Source organism: Bauldia sp. (assembly GCF_965232525.1).
Lineage (GTDB): Bacteria > Pseudomonadota > Alphaproteobacteria > Rhizobiales > Kaistiaceae > Bauldia.
The window spans coordinates 436,717-454,937 of the sequence record NZ_OZ246980.1; the positions used below are offsets into that span (position 1 = coordinate 436,717).

Sequence of the window (18,221 nt, forward strand, 5' to 3'; positions counted from 1 at the left end):
CTACCGGAACGGCTTAGCTCGCCTTGCGCAGCGGCGGTTGTTGCGAGCCGAAGGCGGGCACGTTCAGCGGCTTTTCCAGCGTCTCGAGGAACGTGTCGCACCAGTTATTCACATGATACTGGCGCAGGCGGTCGAACATCCCGCGCCAGCGCGAGATACGTTCGTCGAGCGGCATGGAGATGGCGCCAGCAATCGCACCAGCGGTCGATTCCAAATCGTACGGATTGACGAGCACGGCGCCATCAAGCTCCCGCGCAGCCCCCGCGAACCGCGATAGGACAAGCACGCCGGGGTTTTCCGGGTCCTGCGCCGCAACATATTCCTTGGCGACGAGGTTCATGCCGTCGCGAAGCGGCGTGACCAACCCAACATCGGACATGCGGTAGAGCCCCGCAAGGGTGGTGCGCCGGATGGTGCGATTGATGTAGCGGATCGGCGTCCAGTCGAGGTCGCTGAAGGCGCCGTTGATGCGCCCGGCGGTTTCCGCGATCTCGCGCTGCATGTCCGCGTATTCTGGCACCTCAGAGCGCGACTTCGGGGTGATCTGCAGATAGACGACCTTGCCCATCGAAGATGGGTTGTTGTCGAGATACCGCTCATAGGCAAGCATTCGCTGATCGATGCCCTTGGAGTAATCGAGGCGATCGACGCCGATGATCAGCTTGCGGTTCTCCAGGCTTTCTTCCATGCGATGAACGAGCGAGGTTTCCCGCGCTTCCACCGCCATCTTGGCGAATTCGTCGGTCTCGATGCCGATCGGAAATGCGGCGATCCGGAACTCGCGCTCGCCGGCCCGGAACGTTCCACGGCTAGTCTCGCGCCCGATGCCTTCGCGAACCATGCAGTTGATGAAATTCTCGGCGTCATAATCGATCTGGAAGCCGACCAGATCGTAGGCAGTGAACGTCTCCAGCAGCCGCCGATGCCAGGGCATGGCGGAGAAGACATCCGGTGGTGGCCAGGGAATGTGGAGGAAAAAGCCGATCTTGTTGGTGATGCCGCGAGCCCGCAATTCCGCGGCGAGCGGGATCAGATGATAGTCCTGCACCCAGATCTCGTCATCGGGCTTGACCTCGGCCGCGAGGATCCGCGCGAACAGGGCGTTGACCCGGAAATAGCCGGACGTGTCGCGCCGGTCGAAGTCGGCGAGATCGAGCCGATAGTGCAAGAGCGGCCACAACGCCCGGTTGGCGAAGCCGCTGTAGTATTCCTCGATATCGCGCTGGGTGAGATCGACCAACGAGAAGGTGATGTTCCCCTCGACGCGGGTCTTGACCCGCTCGCTGTCCGCCTCGGAAGCGGCGGTTTCGCCGGACCAGCCAAGCCAGAGACCGCCGCGTTCCCGCAGGGCGGCCTGAAGCGCCACCGCCAGCCCCCCCGCGCTCGCCCGCTTGTCTTCCGGCGGCGGAACGCGGTTGGAAACGACGATGAGCCTGCCCACAATGACCTCCCGATTGCATTGGAGCCATCGCGGCAAACCGAAAGTGACGGATCCGCGCCCGCGATGACCCGATGATTCCTATATATTGCGTCGCAGCATGAATTACCACCAAAATCGGTCAACCATTTGATCTTGCAGCGCGAATAGGGCCGAAAATCCGCCCCGCGTGACCATCGTTGAGACTAAGAGGATTGGGTCAGTCAGACGCGCGAACGGCAACCGCCACACCGTTCTCCAACCCGAGCAGGAAGACCGGTCGATCTCCCTGTTCAATCACGCCGATCGCCGTCGCAGCCCGGCCACCGAGCGGTACCTGACCAAGGTCCAAGATCCGCCCGTCCTTCGCGGCAACGAACCGAAGGATCGTTCGTTTCGCATCCGGTACAACAAGGTCGAGGACACCATCCTCATCGATGTCGACGGTCGCAGAGAGAGCCAACTCGGTCGAGCCGATGGCGTGGTTGGAGAATCCGCGCGCCGCGTCGAGACGCTCCAGTCCGCCGTCATCGAGAGTCCAGAATTCGAGGCGCCCGCCGATGTGCGGGGTCACGACGATGGCGATGTCCGGCGACCCGTCACCACTGTAGTCGGCGATACCTGCCACATTCAGCCAACGATTGGCGCGGCCGATGGTCGGGGTAGCCGCAACTTCCGACAGCCTACCGGCCGCGGCGCCATAGACAGCCAATCCGGCACCTTCCCTGACATTCGCACGGATGGTGACCACTTCTTCGGCACCGTCGCCATCGAGGTCGACGATCCGCGGTGTCAGGTCCTCGAAGACGTGATCATCGTGGAGGCGGTGGGTCAGCCGCTCACCGCCGGCGATCACGGTGAGAGCGCCGCCCTCAATCCGGTCGCCGAGCACGCCATGACCGTAACGATCGGTGGGTTCGGCGTACCAGGCCTCGGTGACGTTTCCGGTGCCGGTCGCGATCGCGCCATGAGGGATGCCGTCGGGAGCCGATGAGATGGCGGGCGGCGTCGCGTCCGCGCGGCAAATCCCGCCATCGCATGCCTCAAGCCGGATCCAACCCCCGGCTTTCACGTAGACCGCAGGCCCGTCTTGGCGGAGTTCGGTGACAGGGCCGGGAAGGTTCAGGCGTTCGACGATCCACGCCGAAGCATGAGCCGGCGATACGGACGCAACCGCGGCGGCGATGAGCAATGCAAGGGAGAGCGTCGGCACCACCCCTATTCGTCCATCTTCAACGCAGCGATGAAGGCTTCCTGCGGAATCTCGACCTTGCCGAACTGCCGCATCTTCTTCTTGCCTTCCTTCTGCTTCTCCAGAAGCTTGCGCTTGCGGGTCACGTCCCCGCCATAACATTTCGCGAGCACGTCCTTACGCAGGGCGCGGATCGTTTCGCGGGCGATGACCTTGCCGCCGAGCGCCGCCTGGATCGGCACCTGGAACATGTGCGGCGGGATCAGTTCCTTGAGCTTCTCGCACATCGCCCGGCCGCGGCGCTCGGCCTGGCTCCGGTGAACCAGCACCGACAATGCGTCGACCGGCTCGCCGTTGACCAGGATCTGCATCTTGACCAGATCGCCGACCCGGTAGTCGGTGAGTTGGTAGTCGAACGAGGCATAGCCTTTCGAAACCGATTTCAGGCGATCGTAGAAATCGAACACAACCTCGTTGAGCGGCAAATCGTACTGCACCATGGCACGGTTGCCGACATAGGAGAGGTCGACCTGGACGCCCCGCCGCTCCTGACAGAGTTTCAGGATGCCGCCGAGATATTCGTCCGGGGTCATGATCGTGGCGCGGAGCCACGGTTCGGCGATCTCGCGCACCTTGACCGGATCCGGCATGTCAGCCGGATTGTGAAGTTCGATCTCCTCGCCGTTGGTGAGCGTGATGCGATAGACCACCGACGGCGCGGTCGCGATCAGGTCGAGGTCGAACTCGCGGCTCAGACGCTCCTGGACGATTTCGAGATGGAGCAACCCGAGGAAACCGCAGCGGAAGCCGAACCCGAGCGCGGCCGAGGTTTCCATCTCCGCCGTGAACGCTGCATCGTTGAGCCGTAACTTGGCGATCGCCGCGCGCAGATTCTCGAAGTCGGCGGCGTCGACAGGGAAGATGCCGCAGAACACCACCGGCTGCGCCGGCCGGAAGCCGGGGAGCGGCGTCTCGGCCGGTTGGCGATCGTCGGTGATGGTGTCGCCGACCGCGGTGTCGGCGACTTCCTTGATCGAGGCGGTGAGAAAGCCCAGTTCGCCGGGCTTGAGCTCCGGCCGGTCGACCAGCCGCGGGGTGAAGACGCCGACCTTGTCGACATCGTGGGCGGCGCCGGTTCCCATCAGCCGGATGCGCATGCCCTTGCGTAATACACCGTCGATGACCCGAACCAGGACGACGACTCCGAGATAGGCGTCGTACCAGGAATCGACCAGCAGCGCCTTGAGCGGCGCTTCGACATCGCCTCTCGGCGGCGGCAGACGGGTGACGATCGCTTCGAGGACGTCCGTGACACCCTGTCCCGTTTTGGCGGAAATCTCGATAGCGTCACTAGCATCGAGGCCGATCACGTCCTCGATCTGCTGCTTGATCCGCTCCGGCTCCGCCGCCGGCAGGTCGACCTTGTTCAGGACCGGGACGATCTCGTGATCGTTGTCGAGTGCCTGATAGACGTTGGCGAGCGTCTGCGCCTCCACGCCCTGGCTAGCGTCGACCACCAGCAGTGAACCTTCGCAGGCAGCGAGTGACCGGTTCACCTCGTAGGCGAAATCGACATGGCCGGGGGTATCGATGAGGTTGAGCGTATAGTCCCTGCCGTCCTTCGCCCGATAACTCAGGCGCACGGTCTGCGCCTTGATGGTGATGCCGCGCTCCCGCTCGATGTCGAGGGAATCGAGCACCTGCTCTTTCATCTCGCGTTCGCTGAGCCCGCCACACATCTGGATCAGGCGGTCGGCGAGCGTCGACTTGCCGTGATCGATGTGGGCGATGATGGCGAAGTTGCGGATCGTATCGATCGGCTCCGGTGCCGGCCGCACCACGGTATCTGTCTTCAATGCTTCGGTCATAAGGCGGCATGTAACATCGGCGCACCGCCAGACAAAGGGGGGCCGCACTTACGGCGTATCATCCTTGTCGGAAACGAAGTCGTCGGGCTTCGCCGCGAGGAAATCCGGACCGGGTTCCCAGGTCTCCGGCACCGTGGCGTGGCCCCACACCGCGATCGCCTGGATGACCGGCAACAGCGCCGCCCCGCGCTTCGTCAGTCGATACTCGAACCGTTCCGGCCGCTCCTGGTACCTATGACGGCGAAGGATTCCGAACGCCTCCAGTCGTTTCAGCCGATCGGTCAGGATGTTGCGCTTGATGCCTTCCGGGCTCTCGAGGAACTCCGAGAAACGCCGCCGGCCAGCGATCATGTCGCGGACGACGACCAGCGTCCACTTGTCCCCGATGATGTCCAGTGCCGTGGCGATGGGACAGCGCGAGCGCGCGGGGAGGTCTTTAGGCATTTCAGTCATATAGTGAGTTGCAAAAGGAGACTCAATCGGCTAGGTATAGTAAGTTGCGAAACGCAACTCACTTCAGGGGACAAACATGAGCCATCCGATGAAAGTCTACACAAACCCAATCTCCACCAACACGAAACGTGTCCACGTCCTGTCCCGCGAGCTGGGTCTGGAAAACGAAACGGTGCCGATCGATTTCACTACCGGCGAACACAAGACCCCGGAGTTCCTCGCCAGGAACCCGAACGGCAAGCTGCCGGTCGTCGAACTCGATGGCCGGGATCAGTGGGAATCGCCGGCGATCATCATCGATCTGGCTGAGCGCCATCGCAGTTCGCTGTTCCCGCCGGCCGGTCGCGACCGAACCGAGGTCCTGCGCTGGATGTTCTGGAACGCCAGTCACCTCGAGCCGGCGATCTTCGCCGCCGTCTTTGAAGTCGTCTTCAAGCCCCAGATTCCAGGTGCCGCGTTCGACCCAGAGCGGTATGCAAAAGCCGAGGCCGACTTCAACCGCTTTGCCGCGGTCCTTGATGCCAGTCTCGCCAACCGGCTGTGGATCGCCGGCGACACCTTCACGGTCGCCGACATCGCGATCGGCACGACGGCGGAGGTCGCCGATGTCGGCAAGCTGTCCGTCGATCCTCTTCCGAACCTCGGCGGATGGCTGACCCGCCTGTCGGCGCGGGAAAGCTGGGGACCCAAAGCCCTCGCAGCGTAACAGCCCCTCCACAAGCCGGCGGCCCGAGCGGGTCGCCGGCCCTACTCCGTCGTCTGGAGGAAGTCGCGAATCTTCTTGGTCAATTCCGCCTTGCCGGGGCGCAGCATGCCCCAGGCGACGCCCCCCACCATCCGGTCAAGCTCCCGTTGACGGCGCATCAGCATGTCCACGAACCGGTCGACGAGGTCCGGTGACATCCACAACACGTTGGCCAGGGCCGACTTGTCGACTTCGAGCACACTCAGCGTTTCGGTTGCCGTCACTGTTGCGTTACGGGGCTCGCCCGTCAGCAGCGACATCTCGCCGACGATGCTTCCCTTCTCCAGCACCGCCACGGCTCCGGTTTCGTCCCTCACCGTGACATCCGCCTTACCGTCGACGACGACAAACATCGAATGCCCCGGACCGTCCTCCTGGATAAGGCTCTCGCCGGGCGCCAAAGACACGATGCGCGCATGATCTGAGAGGATTTTCATTTCGGCATCGTCGAGCACGTCGGCGAAAAACGGAGTCGCCTTGATCACATCGTAAGCGTTCATTGAAGTCGATCCTTGCTGCCCCGGTCAGTCAGTGCCACTGTCCTGCCCCGCGCCGGCAGCGTCAAGCGCCAGCGGCGTCCCGCACCACGATTTGCCGACGACCGCCGTCATCGAGATAAGGAGACATTATGATCCGCCACACCGTCGTCTTCCGCCTAAAACACCCGGTCGGTTCTGCGGAAGAGAAAGCCTTTCACGACGCAGCGAAAGCGCTCGCGGCGATTCCCGGTGTCGAGGCCTTCGAACTCCTGCGCGAGGTCAGCCCTAAGAACGATTTCAGTTACGGCATTTCAATGGAGTTCGCCGACCAGGCTGCCTATGACGGCTATAATACTCACCCCGACCACGTCACATTTGTGCGCGACCGATGGATGAACGAAGTCGACGACTTTCTCGAGGTCGACTACGCGCCGATGTAGCGCGCCCCGCGATCCCTCATTCCGAACCGCATGTGTTTTCCGGCTTCGTCGAACCGGAACCGGCCTCCTCGATCTCGTTCGTACGCCGCCAGAATAGATCGTGGAGCGCCGCATTCGGACCCCGGGCAAAATCTGCGCTCCGAACTGCAGCAAGGCGATCCGCGTAATCAGTGATGTCCGGGATGGCACCGCCGCGGCGGTCTTCCGCTGCGATCTGGCGAAGGCCCTTGCACTGGTGGCACATGCCGGTCTTGGAAACGAGTGCGCAGAGGTTTTCGTAACGATCGCGCATCGTCTGCCGGGCTGCTGCGAGACGATGGCGGAACACGGACTCCGACACACCGAGGACCTTGGCCGCCTCGCGCGCGGACATATCCATGACATCGGCCAGCACCAGTGCCGCCTGCTCATCGGCCGGAAGCGAACGTCCGACGCAGGCGAAGCAATAGGCAACGTGTTCGCGAACCTCGAAGGAAAAGTCAGGCGCGGCAAAAACCGACAGGACCTCCTGCTGGTAGGATTCGTCGGCAGCGGCCAGGTTCGCATAGGCGATCTGGGCTTCGGGTCGCCAGCGCTTGGCCTTGCGCAAGTGATCGACGGCGAGTCGCGTCGCGATTGTGGTGAGCCACGTCGCGAAGGCCGACTCGCGGCGAAAGCTAGCGTAGGATGCCCACGCCTTGCCAAGTGCCTCCTGGACGATGTCCTCGCTATCTTCCGGGTGGCCGACCATTCGTCGGACGGTTGCCCGCACCACCGGCAGCGCCGCCGCGACTTCACGCTCGAAGGCGGCACGGTCGCCGCCTTCGCTGGTCTTGCGTTCCTTGGCGTGCGTGCTCATGCAGCCTCCAGCGACTTCACGCTCGCGCGTTCGCCCATCCGTTCGAACCACGCGGCGAGGTTCCGCCGCGACGCAAGCAGGTCCGAGCCCTCAGCAGCCCCGATCTGAAACCGCACCATCGGCAGGACCATCAGATCGGCGATGGAGACCGCTCCACCGGCAAGATAGTCGCTTTGGCCGGCCAAGTCCTCCAGCACATCCAGTACATGGTCGCGCGGCGCAGGGTCCGGCGCCTGGCCACCTTGCATATGGGCGAGCGTGTCGCGAACCAGCGGCCCATAGAAATAGTCGACGGCCGACGTCGCGATCTGCCACATTCGCGCGCGGTCGACCGGATCGACCGGCCGCAAACCCGGACCGTCAAACGTCTCGTCCAGGTAGACGGCGATCGCCGCCGACTCGTAGAGACGCACGTCGCCATGAACCATCACCGGTATCTTGGCGAACGGATGCAGCGCCCGATGATTTGGCGATCCAAACTCGACCGGCGCCAGCGAATAAGGCGCGCCCTTCTCGACAGCGGCAAGTATGGCGGTCTGGGTGTAGGTGCTCGGCGGGAAGCCATAGATTTCAACGGTGCTCATAATGGGTCTCCGGGGTTCAAGGTGTTGACCCTTAATTAGACGCACGCGACCCGAGATTCCGCCAATCTATTGAAATATATAAGCTTATCAGAACCGGCCACTGAGGTGCCGGGCGCGACGCAGGGCCGGAAACCAGATCATCCACAGGACGGCGACGGCGACCGTTCCCACCCCGCCGACCACCACGGCGGGAACGACGCCGATCAGCGCCGCCATCGATCCGGCCCGGAATTCACCGAGCTCGTTGCTGGCCCCAATGAACACCATGTTGACCGCGTTCACCCGGCCGCGCACCGCATCGGGGGTCCAGAGCTGGATCAGCGTCTCGCGGACATAAACGCTGACCATGTCGAACGCACCGGCGAGCGCCAGCGCGACCACCGACAACCAGACCGCCGTAGACAGTCCGAAGATCAGATTGGCGAGTCCGAAGAGAGCGACGCAGACAAACATGATCAGCCCGGCATGATCGCGCAGCGGCCGGACCGCCAGATAGGCCGCGACGACGACGGCACCCATACCCGGAGCCGCTCGCAGCAGCCCCAATCCCCAGGGACCGACCTCGAGGATGTCGCGCGCGAACGCCGGAAGTAACGCCACCGCCCCGCCGAGCAGAACCGCGAACAGGTCCATGGAGATGGCGCCCAGCACGATCTTCTCGCGCCAGATGTAACGAAACCCCGCGACGATAGTTGACCAGTTAGCCGGCTCGCTCAGCGTCTTTTGCGGCGGGCGCGGCACAAAGACAATGAGCAGGGCGGAGATGCCGAACAGAAATAGCGCAGTCCCATAAGCGATGTCGGGACCGACACCGTAGAGCAGGCCGCCGGCGACAGGCCCGAGGATCACCGCCACTTGCCATGAGGACGCACTCAGCGCGATGGCGCTGGCCAGTGCCTCGGGCGGAACGAGATTGGGGATGAGGGACTGCGATGCCGGGTTCATGAAGGCGCGCGCAACACCGAAGACCGCCAGGGTCGCGAAGATGGCGGACACGGTGACCGTTTCGGAGACGACGAGATAGAGAAGGATCCCCGCCGATGCGGCTTCCGCGATCTGGCAGATCAGGACGATCAGGCGCCGGCTGAACCGATCCGATGCCGCGCCGGTGACCAGCACCAGCAAAAGCGCGGGCGCGAACTGCACCAGCCCGACCAGGCCGAGGTCGAACGGATCGCGGGTCAGGTCATAGACCTGCCAGCCAACTGCGACGCTGACCATCTGGGTGGCGAACGTAGTACAGAGCCGCGACACCCAGAACAGCGCGAAGCCGCGATGCTGAAGAGCACCCCACGCAGGTTGGGGCGCCGCGTGATCGTCGATCATGGGAGTCGGCTTTTGGTCGGAGGCAGGAGTGACCTGCCTACGCCATCGCCGCCGAAGTTGGAAGCGCCGGGAAAAACCTCAGCCGGATTAGCCGCCGGCGCGCGCCGCCGCTGCCGCCCGGAACTCGGCCGCCTTCGCCGCCGCCTGGCTCTCCGGAACGAGGACATAGCCGCGGTGCGCCATGCACAACTGATTCACCTGTCCGCGATCCGAGCACGATGCCTTGTCCGCCTCGAATTGCTGCGCCAGCGCCGGATTATCGCGACCCGATTGGCCATCGGTCCGGACCCAGATGCCTCTGTCGCTGCCCGACCCCCCGCCGCCCAGGCTCGCACAGCCGGCGACCACGCCCGCGGCCGCTATAACCAGAACTCTTCGCACCGAATCATCCTTCTCCTACCCCACGGCAGGCACTAAACACCGGCTAAAACGGCAAAACGGCGGCAGTTGATTATCGTCGATTCCGGCGCAGCATCGATTTGAGCCGGTATTGGCCCAGCCAAGGCGCCTTCCTGATTTCCTGTCGCAGCGATCCAATACCGGCGGGTCGAAGCTTGGCAATCTCGTTCTTCACGGCAAGTGCTCGTTTCGGGTCAACCTTTCTCGCCCAGCGCGTATAGAGCTGCGCCAGTAAAACATCGTTCTCGATTCCGTGAGACAGAGCCTCCTCGGCCGCGTCGATGGCCCGCGCCTTTCGCCCCGCTCGCCAGAGGCAGAGCGGATAGAGGGGGCGCAGCATCCGCTCATACACCCAGTCATTACCGACCCGCTCCATCACCGGTTTCAGCAGCCGCAGCGCCTGTTTGGCGTGGCCGGAGAGCAGCAGGTTCGTAGCGGTGACGATGTAAGATACGTCACCCGCGTAGGTGATGAAGTCCTTCCGCCATGACCGCCATTCCTCTAAAATCTCGTCGCTTGAGAAGATGCTCTCCAGCGACCGCAACGGCTTGGCGTGAAAGATGCTCGGTGCGCGAGAGAAAGAGGACGCGGGCGGCGCGAAGATCTCGTCGCATTGTCCCATCATCGCCATGTCGGCAAATGCCGCCTGAACGCCCGTCAGGCGCGATCCGGCAAAGACATCCCAAGATGGCATGATCTTGGGGGATGCCTCCGTCAGCCCTGTCGCCGCATCGCGATCATTGGTGAAGAGAACAATCGCATCGAAACGAGGGGCGAAAACCTCTATTGCCCGCCGATAATGGTCGATCGGCAGATACCGGTAGCCATAGCGTTCGATCCTGGCGAGCGGGCCGCCAACGTCACCGAGACGCAGGTGGATTGCCATCGTCCGGGCGTCGCCAAATCGTGAAGCGAAGGCATCCGCCGCCGCGTCGGTCGCCTCTACGACGGGTGTTGCAAATCGGATTTGCTTGTGGACCGTTGCGGCTTCGCGCTCCACAATCTCTTCCGACTCGTCGCCGAATCGCGGAAGCCCGACATAGTCGAGGAAGACGTCGTTCTCGCGGAACGTTTGACTCGCTTGCGCCGCTGCAAAAGTCGCGCTTCCGATCTCACGGTCGTCGAGCATGGCTTCTCGATCGCGATCGCGGACGCTGCCGATGTGAAAAGCTGCCGCGAATTCGGGTGCAAAGACATCGTCGACGCGGCCACTCGCACCGGTGTGCTGGGTCGGCATTGCCGGCCAGTGGAACCGGAAGTCCGTGCCGAGCCGTTCAGCGACCCGCATTGCTCCGACCAATCCGATGAGCCTGCTGCCAAGACCGTCGGATCTTTGGAAATAGACTGTCATTGGTCGCTTCGGGAAACGTTGGCCGAGCCGGGAGCCGCTGGTTAGACGCTCGCTGGGGCAGGGTCAACGCCGGCGGAAAGAGGATCGGTCATGAATGACCACCTTGTACCGGGCAGACACGTTGGCGATCGCCATGCCGAAACCCGTGGCCGACCGGACAGCGTTGGTCGATCTGCAGAACGGTGATTGTTGCTCCGCGTCGCCTGGGGTATGAAGGCGCGAACGCACCCGTAGCTCAGCTGGATAGAGCGCTGCCCTCCGAAGGCAGAGGTCACAGGTTCGAATCCTGTCGGGTGCGCCAAAACTCTCAAATGTAACAATAACTTATAGGGCACCCGTTGGCGGCGCCTTGACCCACCGCGCTCACAGCAGAGCGCATGATAGGCGAAAGACGACCGAGGGCGAGCGTCCGCGGGCCATCCCAAGCGTCCGAAGATTGCTCATTGGCGGACATTGGAAGCGGTGGCGGCGAGGGTCTGTGAGTGACCCATCACGGCCTTATGCACGACAGCACAAGCGAAGATATGGTTCCACAACAGAGCAGAAATTGTATCAGAGGCTAATGCCTAATCGCCCTGATGAATTCGGCTTCGAAATCCTTAGGGCCCACATGCATGCAGACATTGATGTTCGGCGCGCTAGGAGAACTGACCAAGCTTCCGCCGGCCTCGGGATCAATTACTTGGCGTGCCTCGCCGCGCCAGTTTACGAGAGGGAGCGCTGTTTGTTGGCTGTTTTTTGGTTCCGTATCAACGGTGTCAGCGACCACTGTCAGCCTGCGTGTTTCCATCTCGCAAAGCGATTCATTCTGGCTGACCACCGCAGCAAGAGGATCCCACTGATAATATTCGCCGATTGACTGTCGGCCTTGGATGTTCGCGTAAACAGCCGAAAGAAACTTCGCCGATGGGCTATCCGTCGCTTGGACACGTTCAATGAACGAGCTCGTAAGGGGCACTGACTCGTTGGCGTCTAGCGGTACAATTGTCACCGGAACGCCACTTTCAAAGACTTTTTGGACAGAGACCGGGTCAATATAGAAATTCCACTCGGCGGACGTGTTTGGATTGTCTTCTGTGAATCCCGGCACCTGAACGTTGCCAGGAACATCTACCGCACCTCCCATTGCGACGATCTTTAGAATTTTCGTCGCAAGCTGGGGATGTGCGTCCAAAAACCTAGCAAGATTTGTCATCGGCCCCAGAGACAGTATTGCAACCGGCGCATCTGCGTCTTCGAGAACGCGGGCCAGCAAACCGATTGCGGTTTGTTGAGCGTCGAACTCAGAAGTCGGCGGTAGCAAAGCTGAAAGTCCCAAGACTTCATCGCTAGCGTCACGCCATTCGACGGGGTAGCTGTTGAAGCCATCCGCTGGCGAAACTGAACCGCACGCAACCGGAATGCCCTCGCCATGCTTGGCCAGCGCCGCCAGCCGCGCTGCATTTTCGCCCGCAATCGGACACCGCGATAGTCCACTTCCGTTGACCGTGATGGCAGAAACCAGCGTATTGTCATTTTCCAGCATGTAAAGAATAGCCGTCCAATCGTCTATTCCCATGTCCGTATCGATAATCCATGGAGCGTCGCTTTGCGCCGAACGTACAGTCGAAGCCAATATCCCAAAGATGAGCAAAACAAGAACTGCTCGGCGTCTAGACATCGGGCCGGGGATTCCCATGCGAAGCTCTGCCACGCGGTCGAGCATGCACAGACGGGTATGCTGTGCAACCCATTCGCGGAAAGCGAGTCCGAGCGGGCACGAAGTCGCCTTCCCATGTCGAACCAAGATATTAGCGACTCCCGCATGAGCACAATCGGTGCTTACGTGGCAAAACCGCGTAAGCAGCTGGGTAGCGTCTGTACGCATGTCTGCGCCTATGGCGATGCTGGTTTTCTCGAGGTGAACTCCGGCAAGATGCCGTTTCGGCGATCGACAAGCAGGATCGCATCCGCCAACGGTTCGGCGGTCGTGCGCATTCCGATATGCAACGAAAACCGGTTGTGATTGCAGGCGTCTCTTTCGACCCGCCCGTCACCGGTCCGCGCAAGAGGTGTCGGCTCGGACGCGACCGCCACCATCGTCCCGGACGTGTCGAACGCCGCGGCCTTGCAAACCGAAGATCCCGCATCCAATCCGATGAAAAGCTCCGTCACCTGGTTTTCCCTTCCTCCAGACCGCGGACCTCGCATGCGCAAATCGCCGCGGGTCATGCCTCGGCCAAACTCCATACCCATCGCGATTCCGATGTGAAACCGTTACGATCAAGCCATCAACGGGCCGGACGCTGCCGGCTGCTGCCAGCCCGTCGATTGCGGCGTCGGTCCGGCGTCGACGAGGCCGACTTTCGCGCTTGATCCATGTCAAAGCCGGGGATTCGGCGCTGTCGCACGGTCGCGGCCGGCGCTATAAGGTTTAGCTGCAGCCATGAGCATCTCCGCCAAGGTCGAAGACGTTGAAGACGGCGGCCATTCGTTTTACGAGAAGCACCAGAAGATCTACCCGCAAAGTGTGCATGGCACTTTCCGGCGGATCAAATGGGCGGTGCTGATCGTTACCCTCGGAATCTACTATTTCACACCGTTTATCCGCTGGGACCGCGGCCCCGGAGCGCCGGACCAGGCGGTGTTGATCGACCTGCCGGGGCGACGGTTTTACTTCTTCTTCATCGAGATCTGGCCGCAGGAGATCTACTACGTCACCGGCCTGCTCATCCTCGCCGCCCTGGTTCTGTTCCTGATGAACGCCGTCGCCGGTCGCGTCTGGTGCGGCTATCTCTGTCCGCAGACGGTGTGGACGGATCTCTTCCTCACCATCGAACGATGGACCGAAGGCGACCGCCGCGAACGCATCCACAACGACGCCGGCAAGCTGACGCCGCAGCTCGCGGCCCGGAAGGCCGTCAAGCATACCCTGTGGCTGCTAACCGCCTGGTGGACCGGAGGAGCGTGGGTTCTCTACTTCTCCGACGCGCCGACGCTCGTCTATGACCTGGCGACGCTTCAGGCGCCGTTCGTTGCTTACTTGTGGATTGGCATCCTCACCTTCACGACCTACGCGCTCGCCGGCCACATGCGCGAGCAGGTCTGTCTCTACATGTGCCCGTGGCCGCGCATTCAGGCGGCGCTGACCGACGAGGACGCCTTCAACGTCACCTATCGCTACGATCGCGGCGAGCCGCGGATGTCGGCCAAGAAGTCCGTCGCCGCGAGGGCGCGTGGCGAAGCCGCCGGCGATTGCGTCGACTGCTATCAGTGCGTCGCCGTCTGCCCGACCGGCGTCGATATTCGCAACGGTCCGAGCCTCGGCTGCATTCAATGCGGCCTCTGTATCGACGCCTGCGACACGGTGATGGAGCGGCTCGACCGGCCGCATCGTCTGATCGCCTACGACACCGACATCAACATCCATCGGCGCATGGATGGCGAAAAGCCGGTCACTCGGGTCATGCGCCCGCGGACCCTGCTCTATTCGGTAATGATTTTGCTCGTCGGCGCGGTGATGGTGTGGTCCCTGTCGGCCCGCACCCTGAGCGACGTCAACGTCATCCACGACCGAAACCCGGAGTTCGTGATGCTCTCCGACGGTGGCGTGCGCAATGCCTACACCGTACGGATTCTCAACAAACACCACACACCGCGTAACTTCACGATCGCGGTCGAGGGCCTGACGGACCCAAACGTCGAAGTCACCGCCAGCAATGCGGATGGCGGCGATCAGGCCGTGACGGTCGGCGGCGACCAGACCCGCGAGCTGCGGGTCGTGGTGAGCGTCGCGCGGCCGCCGCCGGACGCGTCGGTGCCGGTGACATTCGTGATCACCGACACGGCGGACGGCGAAACGGCGACCGCCACCGACAACTTCCGTGGACCGGGGGCCGGCCGATGACGACACACCCGCCAACCATCCAGGGCACCGCCGAGCGCCGCCTGACAGGCCGCGCCGTGCTGGTTATGTTATTGATTTTCTTCGGTCTTATCATGGTCGTCAACGTCTTCATGATGCGGGCGGCGATCTCGACCTTCGGCGGAGTCGACACCCCGAGTTCCTACAAGGCCGGGCTCGATTACTCCAAAAACGCGGCCGCGGCGGAAGCCCAACGGGCCCGCGGCTGGACCGTCGACGGGGTTCTCGACGTCCTCGACACCGCCGGCGACGCCCAGCGACGCCTCACCGTCACCATCGCCGACGCCTCCGGCACCCCGGTGTCGAACGCGACAGTCGAGGCCGTGCTCGCCCATCTGGTCGACAGCCGCCGCGACGTGACGTTCGACATGATCCCGATCGGCAGTGGCCGATATGAGGGTGTCGCCGAGATGACCACCGGGCAGTGGCGACTCGAGCTCGCGGTGGTCCAGGACGGCGAAACCGTCTTCCGGTCCCGCAACAAGCTCGGCGTCCGCTAGGGCCTGCCGATGACTGCCGTCGACCTCTCCCACTATGTGACCTCGCGCAACGAAGGCACCTGCCATCTCGACCTCGCGGTCGAGGGCGTGCACTGCGCCGGCTGCATCAGCGGCATTGAGCGGCGGCTAAAGGCGGTCGCCGGGGTCACAGACGCGCGGGTCAACTTCTCGCTGAAACGGATCGGGGTCGATTGGCGAGCCGGATCGCTGGAACCCTCGGTGCTGATCGATACGCTGGCCGACGCCGGTTACAAGGCGCATCCGTTTACCGCGCGCGCGGTCGAGGACACCAGTGACGCGGAGATGAAGCGGCTCTTACGGGCGCTGGCGGTCGCCGGCTTCGCGGCGATGAACATCATGCTCCTGTCGGTCTCGGTATGGGCCGGCAACGCCTCCGACATCACGCCAGAGACCCGCGACATCTTTCACTGGCTGTCGGCACTGATCGCCCTGCCGGCGGCGGCCTATGCCGGCCAGCCGTTCTTCCAGAGCGCCTTCAAGGCGCTCCGCGCCGGGCGCACCAACATGGACGTCCCGATCTCGATCGGCGTCTTGCTGGCGCTCGGCGTTTCGCTCTACGAAACCGCGATCTCGGCCGAGCACGCCTATTTCGACAGCGCGATCATGCTGCTGTTCTTCCTGCTCGCCGGGCGCACCCTCGACCAGGCGATGCGCCGCAAGACCCGGGCGCTGGCCGGGAACCTTGCCGCGCTCAAGGGCGAGACGGCGGAAATCGTCGAAGCCGACGGCTCGACCCGCCCGGTCGCGGCCGCTTCGATCCGCGTCGGCGACACGATCCGGGTCGCGCCAGGCGAGCGGATCGCGGCCGATGGCGTGGTTACAGGCGGCGCGTCGAGCGTCGATGAGAGCCTGGTAACCGGCGAAACCACGCCGCGCCCGATCGACGAAGGCGACACGGTGTACGCTGGAACGCTGAACCGGAGCGGCGCCCTCACCGTCCGGGCTTCGGCGGCCGCCGGCGGTTCGTTCGTCGACGAGGTCCAGGTTCTCCTCGACAAGGCAACCGAGGCGCGATCGCGGCGGGTGCAGCTCGCCGACCGCGCCGCCCGCCTCTACGCGCCGGTGGTTCACCTGACCGCGCTGTTCGCCGCGATCGGCTGGTTGCTTGCCGGCGCCGATATCCATCAGGCGGTGCTGATCGCCACCGCCGTGCTGATCATCACCTGTCCGTGCGCGCTGGCCCTTGCCGTCCCGGCAGTGCAGGTGGTGGCCGCGGGTTCCCTGTTCCGCAAGGGCATCTACCTCAACACCGGCGACGCGCTGGAGCGGCTCGCCGAGGCCGACACCATCGTCTTCGACAAGACCGGCACGCTGACCACCCCGGATATGAGGGTCGCCAACCTTGACGACTATCCGCGCCCGCTGGTCGCCCGCGCGGCAAGGCTCGCCGCCGAAAGCCGGCATCCCCTGTCCGTTGCCCTTTCCGCCCATAGCGGTCCGGCCGTGTCGATCGACGCGGTACAGGAAGAACCCGGCCAAGGGATCATCGCGAAAGTCGATGGGGTCGAGGCCCGCCTCGGCAGCCCCGCTTTCTGCAACGTGCCGATCGACCCGGATGCCCCCGACGGCTCGACCATCGCCTATCGCCGCGGCAACGAAACCGCCGTCTTTGTGGTCCGTCAGACGCTCAAGGTCGACGCGGTTTCAGTGGTCGCCGACCTCAAGGCCCGGGGCTACGACTGCCGCATCCTCTCCGGCGACAACGAACCGGCCGCGGCGGCGATCGCGGCCGCACTCGATCTGCCCTATGCGGCGGGGATGAAGCCGGCCGACAAGATCGCCGCGCTCGAAGCCCTCGCGGCCGAAGGCCGGCAGGTGGCGATGATCGGCGACGGCCTGAACGACGCCCCGGCGCTGGCCGCCGCCCACGTCTCGCTTTCGCCGATCAGCGCGGTCGATATCGCCCAGGCGCAAGCTGATGCCGTGTTCCTTGGCGAGCGCCTTTCGCCGGTGGTGGATGCCCTCGACATCGGCAAACGGGCGCGACGGCTGATGAACCAGAACCTTGCGTTGTCGACGGTCTATAACTTCGCCGCGGTGCCGCTCGCGGTGTTCGGATTTGTCACCCCGCTGATCGCGGCGCTGGCGATGTCCGGCTCGTCGATCGCGGTAACCCTCAACGCGCTGCGCGGCCGCTCACGCCGCGAACGTCGGCCATCAGCTGGCACCACGACGGTCGAGCAAACCGCGGAGGCCGCGGCATGACGGTGCTGCTGTTCCTCGTCCCGCTCGCGCTGCTGCTCGGCCTCGCCGGGCTGGTTGCCTTCCTCTGGTCGCTCCGCAACGGCCAATACGAAGACCTCGACGGGGCTGCCTTGCGCGTGCTCGACGACGGGGATGTCGAGGACGGCAAGAGGCGGTCCTGAAGGGCTTCGTGCATACAGTTGGCCCTCCGTCCTCCGGCTTGACCAGAGACCCGTTGAAACCGCCGGTCCGCTAGGCGGGTGTACGTGGGCACGACGGCTTTGCATATACGGTTGGCCCTCCCTCACCGTCGTCCTCTGGCTTGACCAGAGGACCCGTTGAAACCGCCGGCTCGGTGAAGACCCTGGCATCCTCGTGCCCGCACCGCCGCGCTTCAATGCCCAGCCGGATGCCGTGAAACCCGGTCCTCCGGTCAAGCCGGAGGACGACGATGGCGGGTGACGACAGGGCGGTGGTGCTGCCGTCCGAAACCGCCACCACCGTCATGGCCGGGCTTGCC

Annotated in this window: 17 protein-coding genes and 1 tRNA gene; 7 read left to right on the forward strand and 11 right to left on the reverse strand. The window is 63.5% G+C overall.

The window, feature by feature from the left end:
* Window positions 1-13 precede the first annotated feature (13 nt).
* From otsA to ACO076_RS02060, 4 genes are all read right to left on the reverse strand, one after another.
* Window positions 14-1,441, reverse strand: a complete 1,428-nt coding sequence (gene otsA, locus ACO076_RS02045) for an alpha,alpha-trehalose-phosphate synthase (UDP-forming) (RefSeq protein WP_421725075.1) — start codon at window positions 1,439-1,441, stop codon at window positions 14-16.
* A 196-nt stretch (window positions 1,442-1,637) separates the two neighbouring features.
* A complete protein-coding gene (locus ACO076_RS02050; protein ID WP_421725076.1) occupies window positions 1,638-2,630 on the reverse strand; it encodes an FG-GAP repeat domain-containing protein in 993 nt (330 codons plus the stop codon).
* 5 nt (window positions 2,631-2,635) lie between these two features.
* Window positions 2,636-4,465 carry a translation elongation factor 4 gene (gene lepA, locus ACO076_RS02055; protein WP_421725077.1) on the reverse strand — a complete coding sequence of 610 codons (1,830 nt, stop codon included), beginning with the start codon at window positions 4,463-4,465 and terminating at the stop codon, window positions 2,636-2,638.
* A 60-nt stretch (window positions 4,466-4,525) separates the two neighbouring features.
* Window positions 4,526-4,921, reverse strand: coding sequence for a winged helix-turn-helix transcriptional regulator (locus ACO076_RS02060; protein WP_421725078.1), 396 nt, complete (start codon window positions 4,919-4,921; stop codon window positions 4,526-4,528).
* Between the two features lie 97 nt (window positions 4,922-5,018).
* On the opposite strand from ACO076_RS02060, the gene ACO076_RS02065 reads away from it, so the two are divergent.
* Window positions 5,019-5,636, forward strand: a complete 618-nt coding sequence (locus ACO076_RS02065) for a glutathione S-transferase family protein (protein WP_421725079.1) — start codon at window positions 5,019-5,021, stop codon at window positions 5,634-5,636.
* A gap of 41 nt (window positions 5,637-5,677) precedes the next feature.
* Here ACO076_RS02065 and ACO076_RS02070 read toward each other — a convergent pair whose 3' ends face one another.
* A complete protein-coding gene (locus ACO076_RS02070) occupies window positions 5,678-6,175 on the reverse strand; it encodes a Crp/Fnr family transcriptional regulator (RefSeq protein ID WP_421725080.1) in 498 nt (165 codons plus the stop codon).
* A gap of 128 nt (window positions 6,176-6,303) precedes the next feature.
* On the opposite strand from ACO076_RS02070, the gene ACO076_RS02075 reads away from it, so the two are divergent.
* Window positions 6,304-6,594, forward strand: a complete 291-nt coding sequence (locus tag ACO076_RS02075; protein ID WP_421725081.1) for a Dabb family protein — start codon at window positions 6,304-6,306, stop codon at window positions 6,592-6,594.
* 16 nt (window positions 6,595-6,610) lie between these two features.
* Here ACO076_RS02075 and ACO076_RS02080 read toward each other — a convergent pair whose 3' ends face one another.
* From ACO076_RS02080 to ACO076_RS02100, 5 genes are all read right to left on the reverse strand, one after another.
* Entirely contained in the window at window positions 6,611-7,432 is an 822-nt protein-coding gene (locus tag ACO076_RS02080) for an RNA polymerase sigma factor (RefSeq protein ID WP_421725082.1), read from the reverse strand.
* Complete coding sequence (locus ACO076_RS02085; RefSeq protein WP_421725083.1) at window positions 7,429-8,016, reverse strand: glutathione S-transferase family protein; 588 nt, start codon at window positions 8,014-8,016, stop codon at window positions 7,429-7,431. The genes ACO076_RS02080 and ACO076_RS02085 overlap by 4 nt, the downstream gene beginning before the upstream one ends.
* Before the next feature lie 87 nt (window positions 8,017-8,103).
* A complete protein-coding gene (locus ACO076_RS02090; RefSeq protein ID WP_421725084.1) occupies window positions 8,104-9,342 on the reverse strand; it encodes an MFS transporter in 1,239 nt (412 codons plus the stop codon).
* Window positions 9,343-9,429: 87 nt separating this feature from the next.
* Window positions 9,430-9,723, reverse strand: a complete 294-nt coding sequence (locus ACO076_RS02095; protein WP_421725085.1) for a hypothetical protein — start codon at window positions 9,721-9,723, stop codon at window positions 9,430-9,432.
* Window positions 9,724-9,793: 70 nt separating this feature from the next.
* Window positions 9,794-11,029 carry a hypothetical protein gene (locus tag ACO076_RS02100; protein ID WP_421725086.1) on the reverse strand — a complete coding sequence of 412 codons (1,236 nt, stop codon included), beginning with the start codon at window positions 11,027-11,029 and terminating at the stop codon, window positions 9,794-9,796.
* Window positions 11,030-11,316: 287 nt separating this feature from the next.
* On the opposite strand from ACO076_RS02100, the gene ACO076_RS02105 reads away from it, so the two are divergent.
* Window positions 11,317-11,393: transfer RNA gene (locus ACO076_RS02105), tRNA-Arg, on the forward strand.
* A gap of 258 nt (window positions 11,394-11,651) precedes the next feature.
* Here the strand turns inward: ACO076_RS02105 and ACO076_RS02110 are convergent.
* Complete coding sequence (locus ACO076_RS02110; RefSeq protein WP_421725087.1) at window positions 11,652-12,797, reverse strand: nucleoside hydrolase; 1,146 nt, start codon at window positions 12,795-12,797, stop codon at window positions 11,652-11,654.
* 720 nt (window positions 12,798-13,517) lie between these two features.
* On the opposite strand from ACO076_RS02110, the gene ccoG reads away from it, so the two are divergent.
* The 4 genes from ccoG to ccoS are packed head-to-tail and all read left to right on the forward strand — an operon-like array spanning window position 13,518 to window position 17,883.
* Complete coding sequence (ccoG, locus tag ACO076_RS02115) at window positions 13,518-14,978, forward strand: cytochrome c oxidase accessory protein CcoG (RefSeq protein WP_421725088.1); 1,461 nt, start codon at window positions 13,518-13,520, stop codon at window positions 14,976-14,978.
* A complete protein-coding gene (locus tag ACO076_RS02120) occupies window positions 14,975-15,496 on the forward strand; it encodes a FixH family protein (RefSeq protein ID WP_421725089.1) in 522 nt (173 codons plus the stop codon). The genes ccoG and ACO076_RS02120 overlap by 4 nt, the downstream gene beginning before the upstream one ends.
* A 9-nt stretch (window positions 15,497-15,505) precedes the next feature.
* Entirely contained in the window at window positions 15,506-17,722 is a 2,217-nt protein-coding gene (locus ACO076_RS02125; RefSeq protein ID WP_421725090.1) for a heavy metal translocating P-type ATPase, read from the forward strand.
* A complete protein-coding gene (gene ccoS, locus ACO076_RS02130; protein WP_421725091.1) occupies window positions 17,719-17,883 on the forward strand; it encodes a cbb3-type cytochrome oxidase assembly protein CcoS in 165 nt (54 codons plus the stop codon). The genes ACO076_RS02125 and ccoS overlap by 4 nt, the downstream gene beginning before the upstream one ends.
* The last annotated feature ends 338 nt before the right edge of the window (window positions 17,884-18,221 follow it).

Bases quoted from the DNA above. Each gene is read 5' to 3' on its own strand.
- ACO076_RS02060 (WP_421725078.1), bottom strand. From the start codon at position 4,921: ATGCCTAAAGACCTCCCCGCGCGCTCGCGCTGTCCCATCGCCACGGCA.
- ACO076_RS02065 (WP_421725079.1), top strand. From the start codon at position 5,019: ATGAAAGTCTACACAAACCCAATCTCCACCAACACGAAACGTGTCCAC.
- ACO076_RS02070 (WP_421725080.1), bottom strand. From the start codon at position 6,175: ATGAACGCTTACGATGTGATCAAGGCGACTCCGTTTTTCGCCGACGTG.
- ACO076_RS02075 (WP_421725081.1), top strand. From the start codon at position 6,304: ATGATCCGCCACACCGTCGTCTTCCGCCTAAAACACCCGGTCGGTTCT.
- ACO076_RS02080 (WP_421725082.1), bottom strand. From the start codon at position 7,432: ATGAGCACGCACGCCAAGGAACGCAAGACCAGCGAAGGCGGCGACCGT.
- ACO076_RS02085 (WP_421725083.1), bottom strand. From the start codon at position 8,016: ATGAGCACCGTTGAAATCTATGGCTTCCCGCCGAGCACCTACACCCAG.
- ACO076_RS02090 (WP_421725084.1), bottom strand. From the start codon at position 9,342: ATGATCGACGATCACGCGGCGCCCCAACCTGCGTGGGGTGCTCTTCAG.
- ACO076_RS02100 (WP_421725086.1), bottom strand. From the start codon at position 11,029: ATGCGGGTCGCTGAACGGCTCGGCACGGACTTCCGGTTCCACTGGCCG.
- ACO076_RS02110 (WP_421725087.1), bottom strand. From the start codon at position 12,797: ATGCTCGACCGCGTGGCAGAGCTTCGCATGGGAATCCCCGGCCCGATG.
- ccoG (WP_421725088.1), top strand. From the start codon at position 13,518: ATGAGCATCTCCGCCAAGGTCGAAGACGTTGAAGACGGCGGCCATTCG.
- ACO076_RS02120 (WP_421725089.1), top strand. From the start codon at position 14,975: ATGACGACACACCCGCCAACCATCCAGGGCACCGCCGAGCGCCGCCTG.
- ACO076_RS02125 (WP_421725090.1), top strand. From the start codon at position 15,506: ATGACTGCCGTCGACCTCTCCCACTATGTGACCTCGCGCAACGAAGGC.
- ccoS (WP_421725091.1), top strand. From the start codon at position 17,719: ATGACGGTGCTGCTGTTCCTCGTCCCGCTCGCGCTGCTGCTCGGCCTC.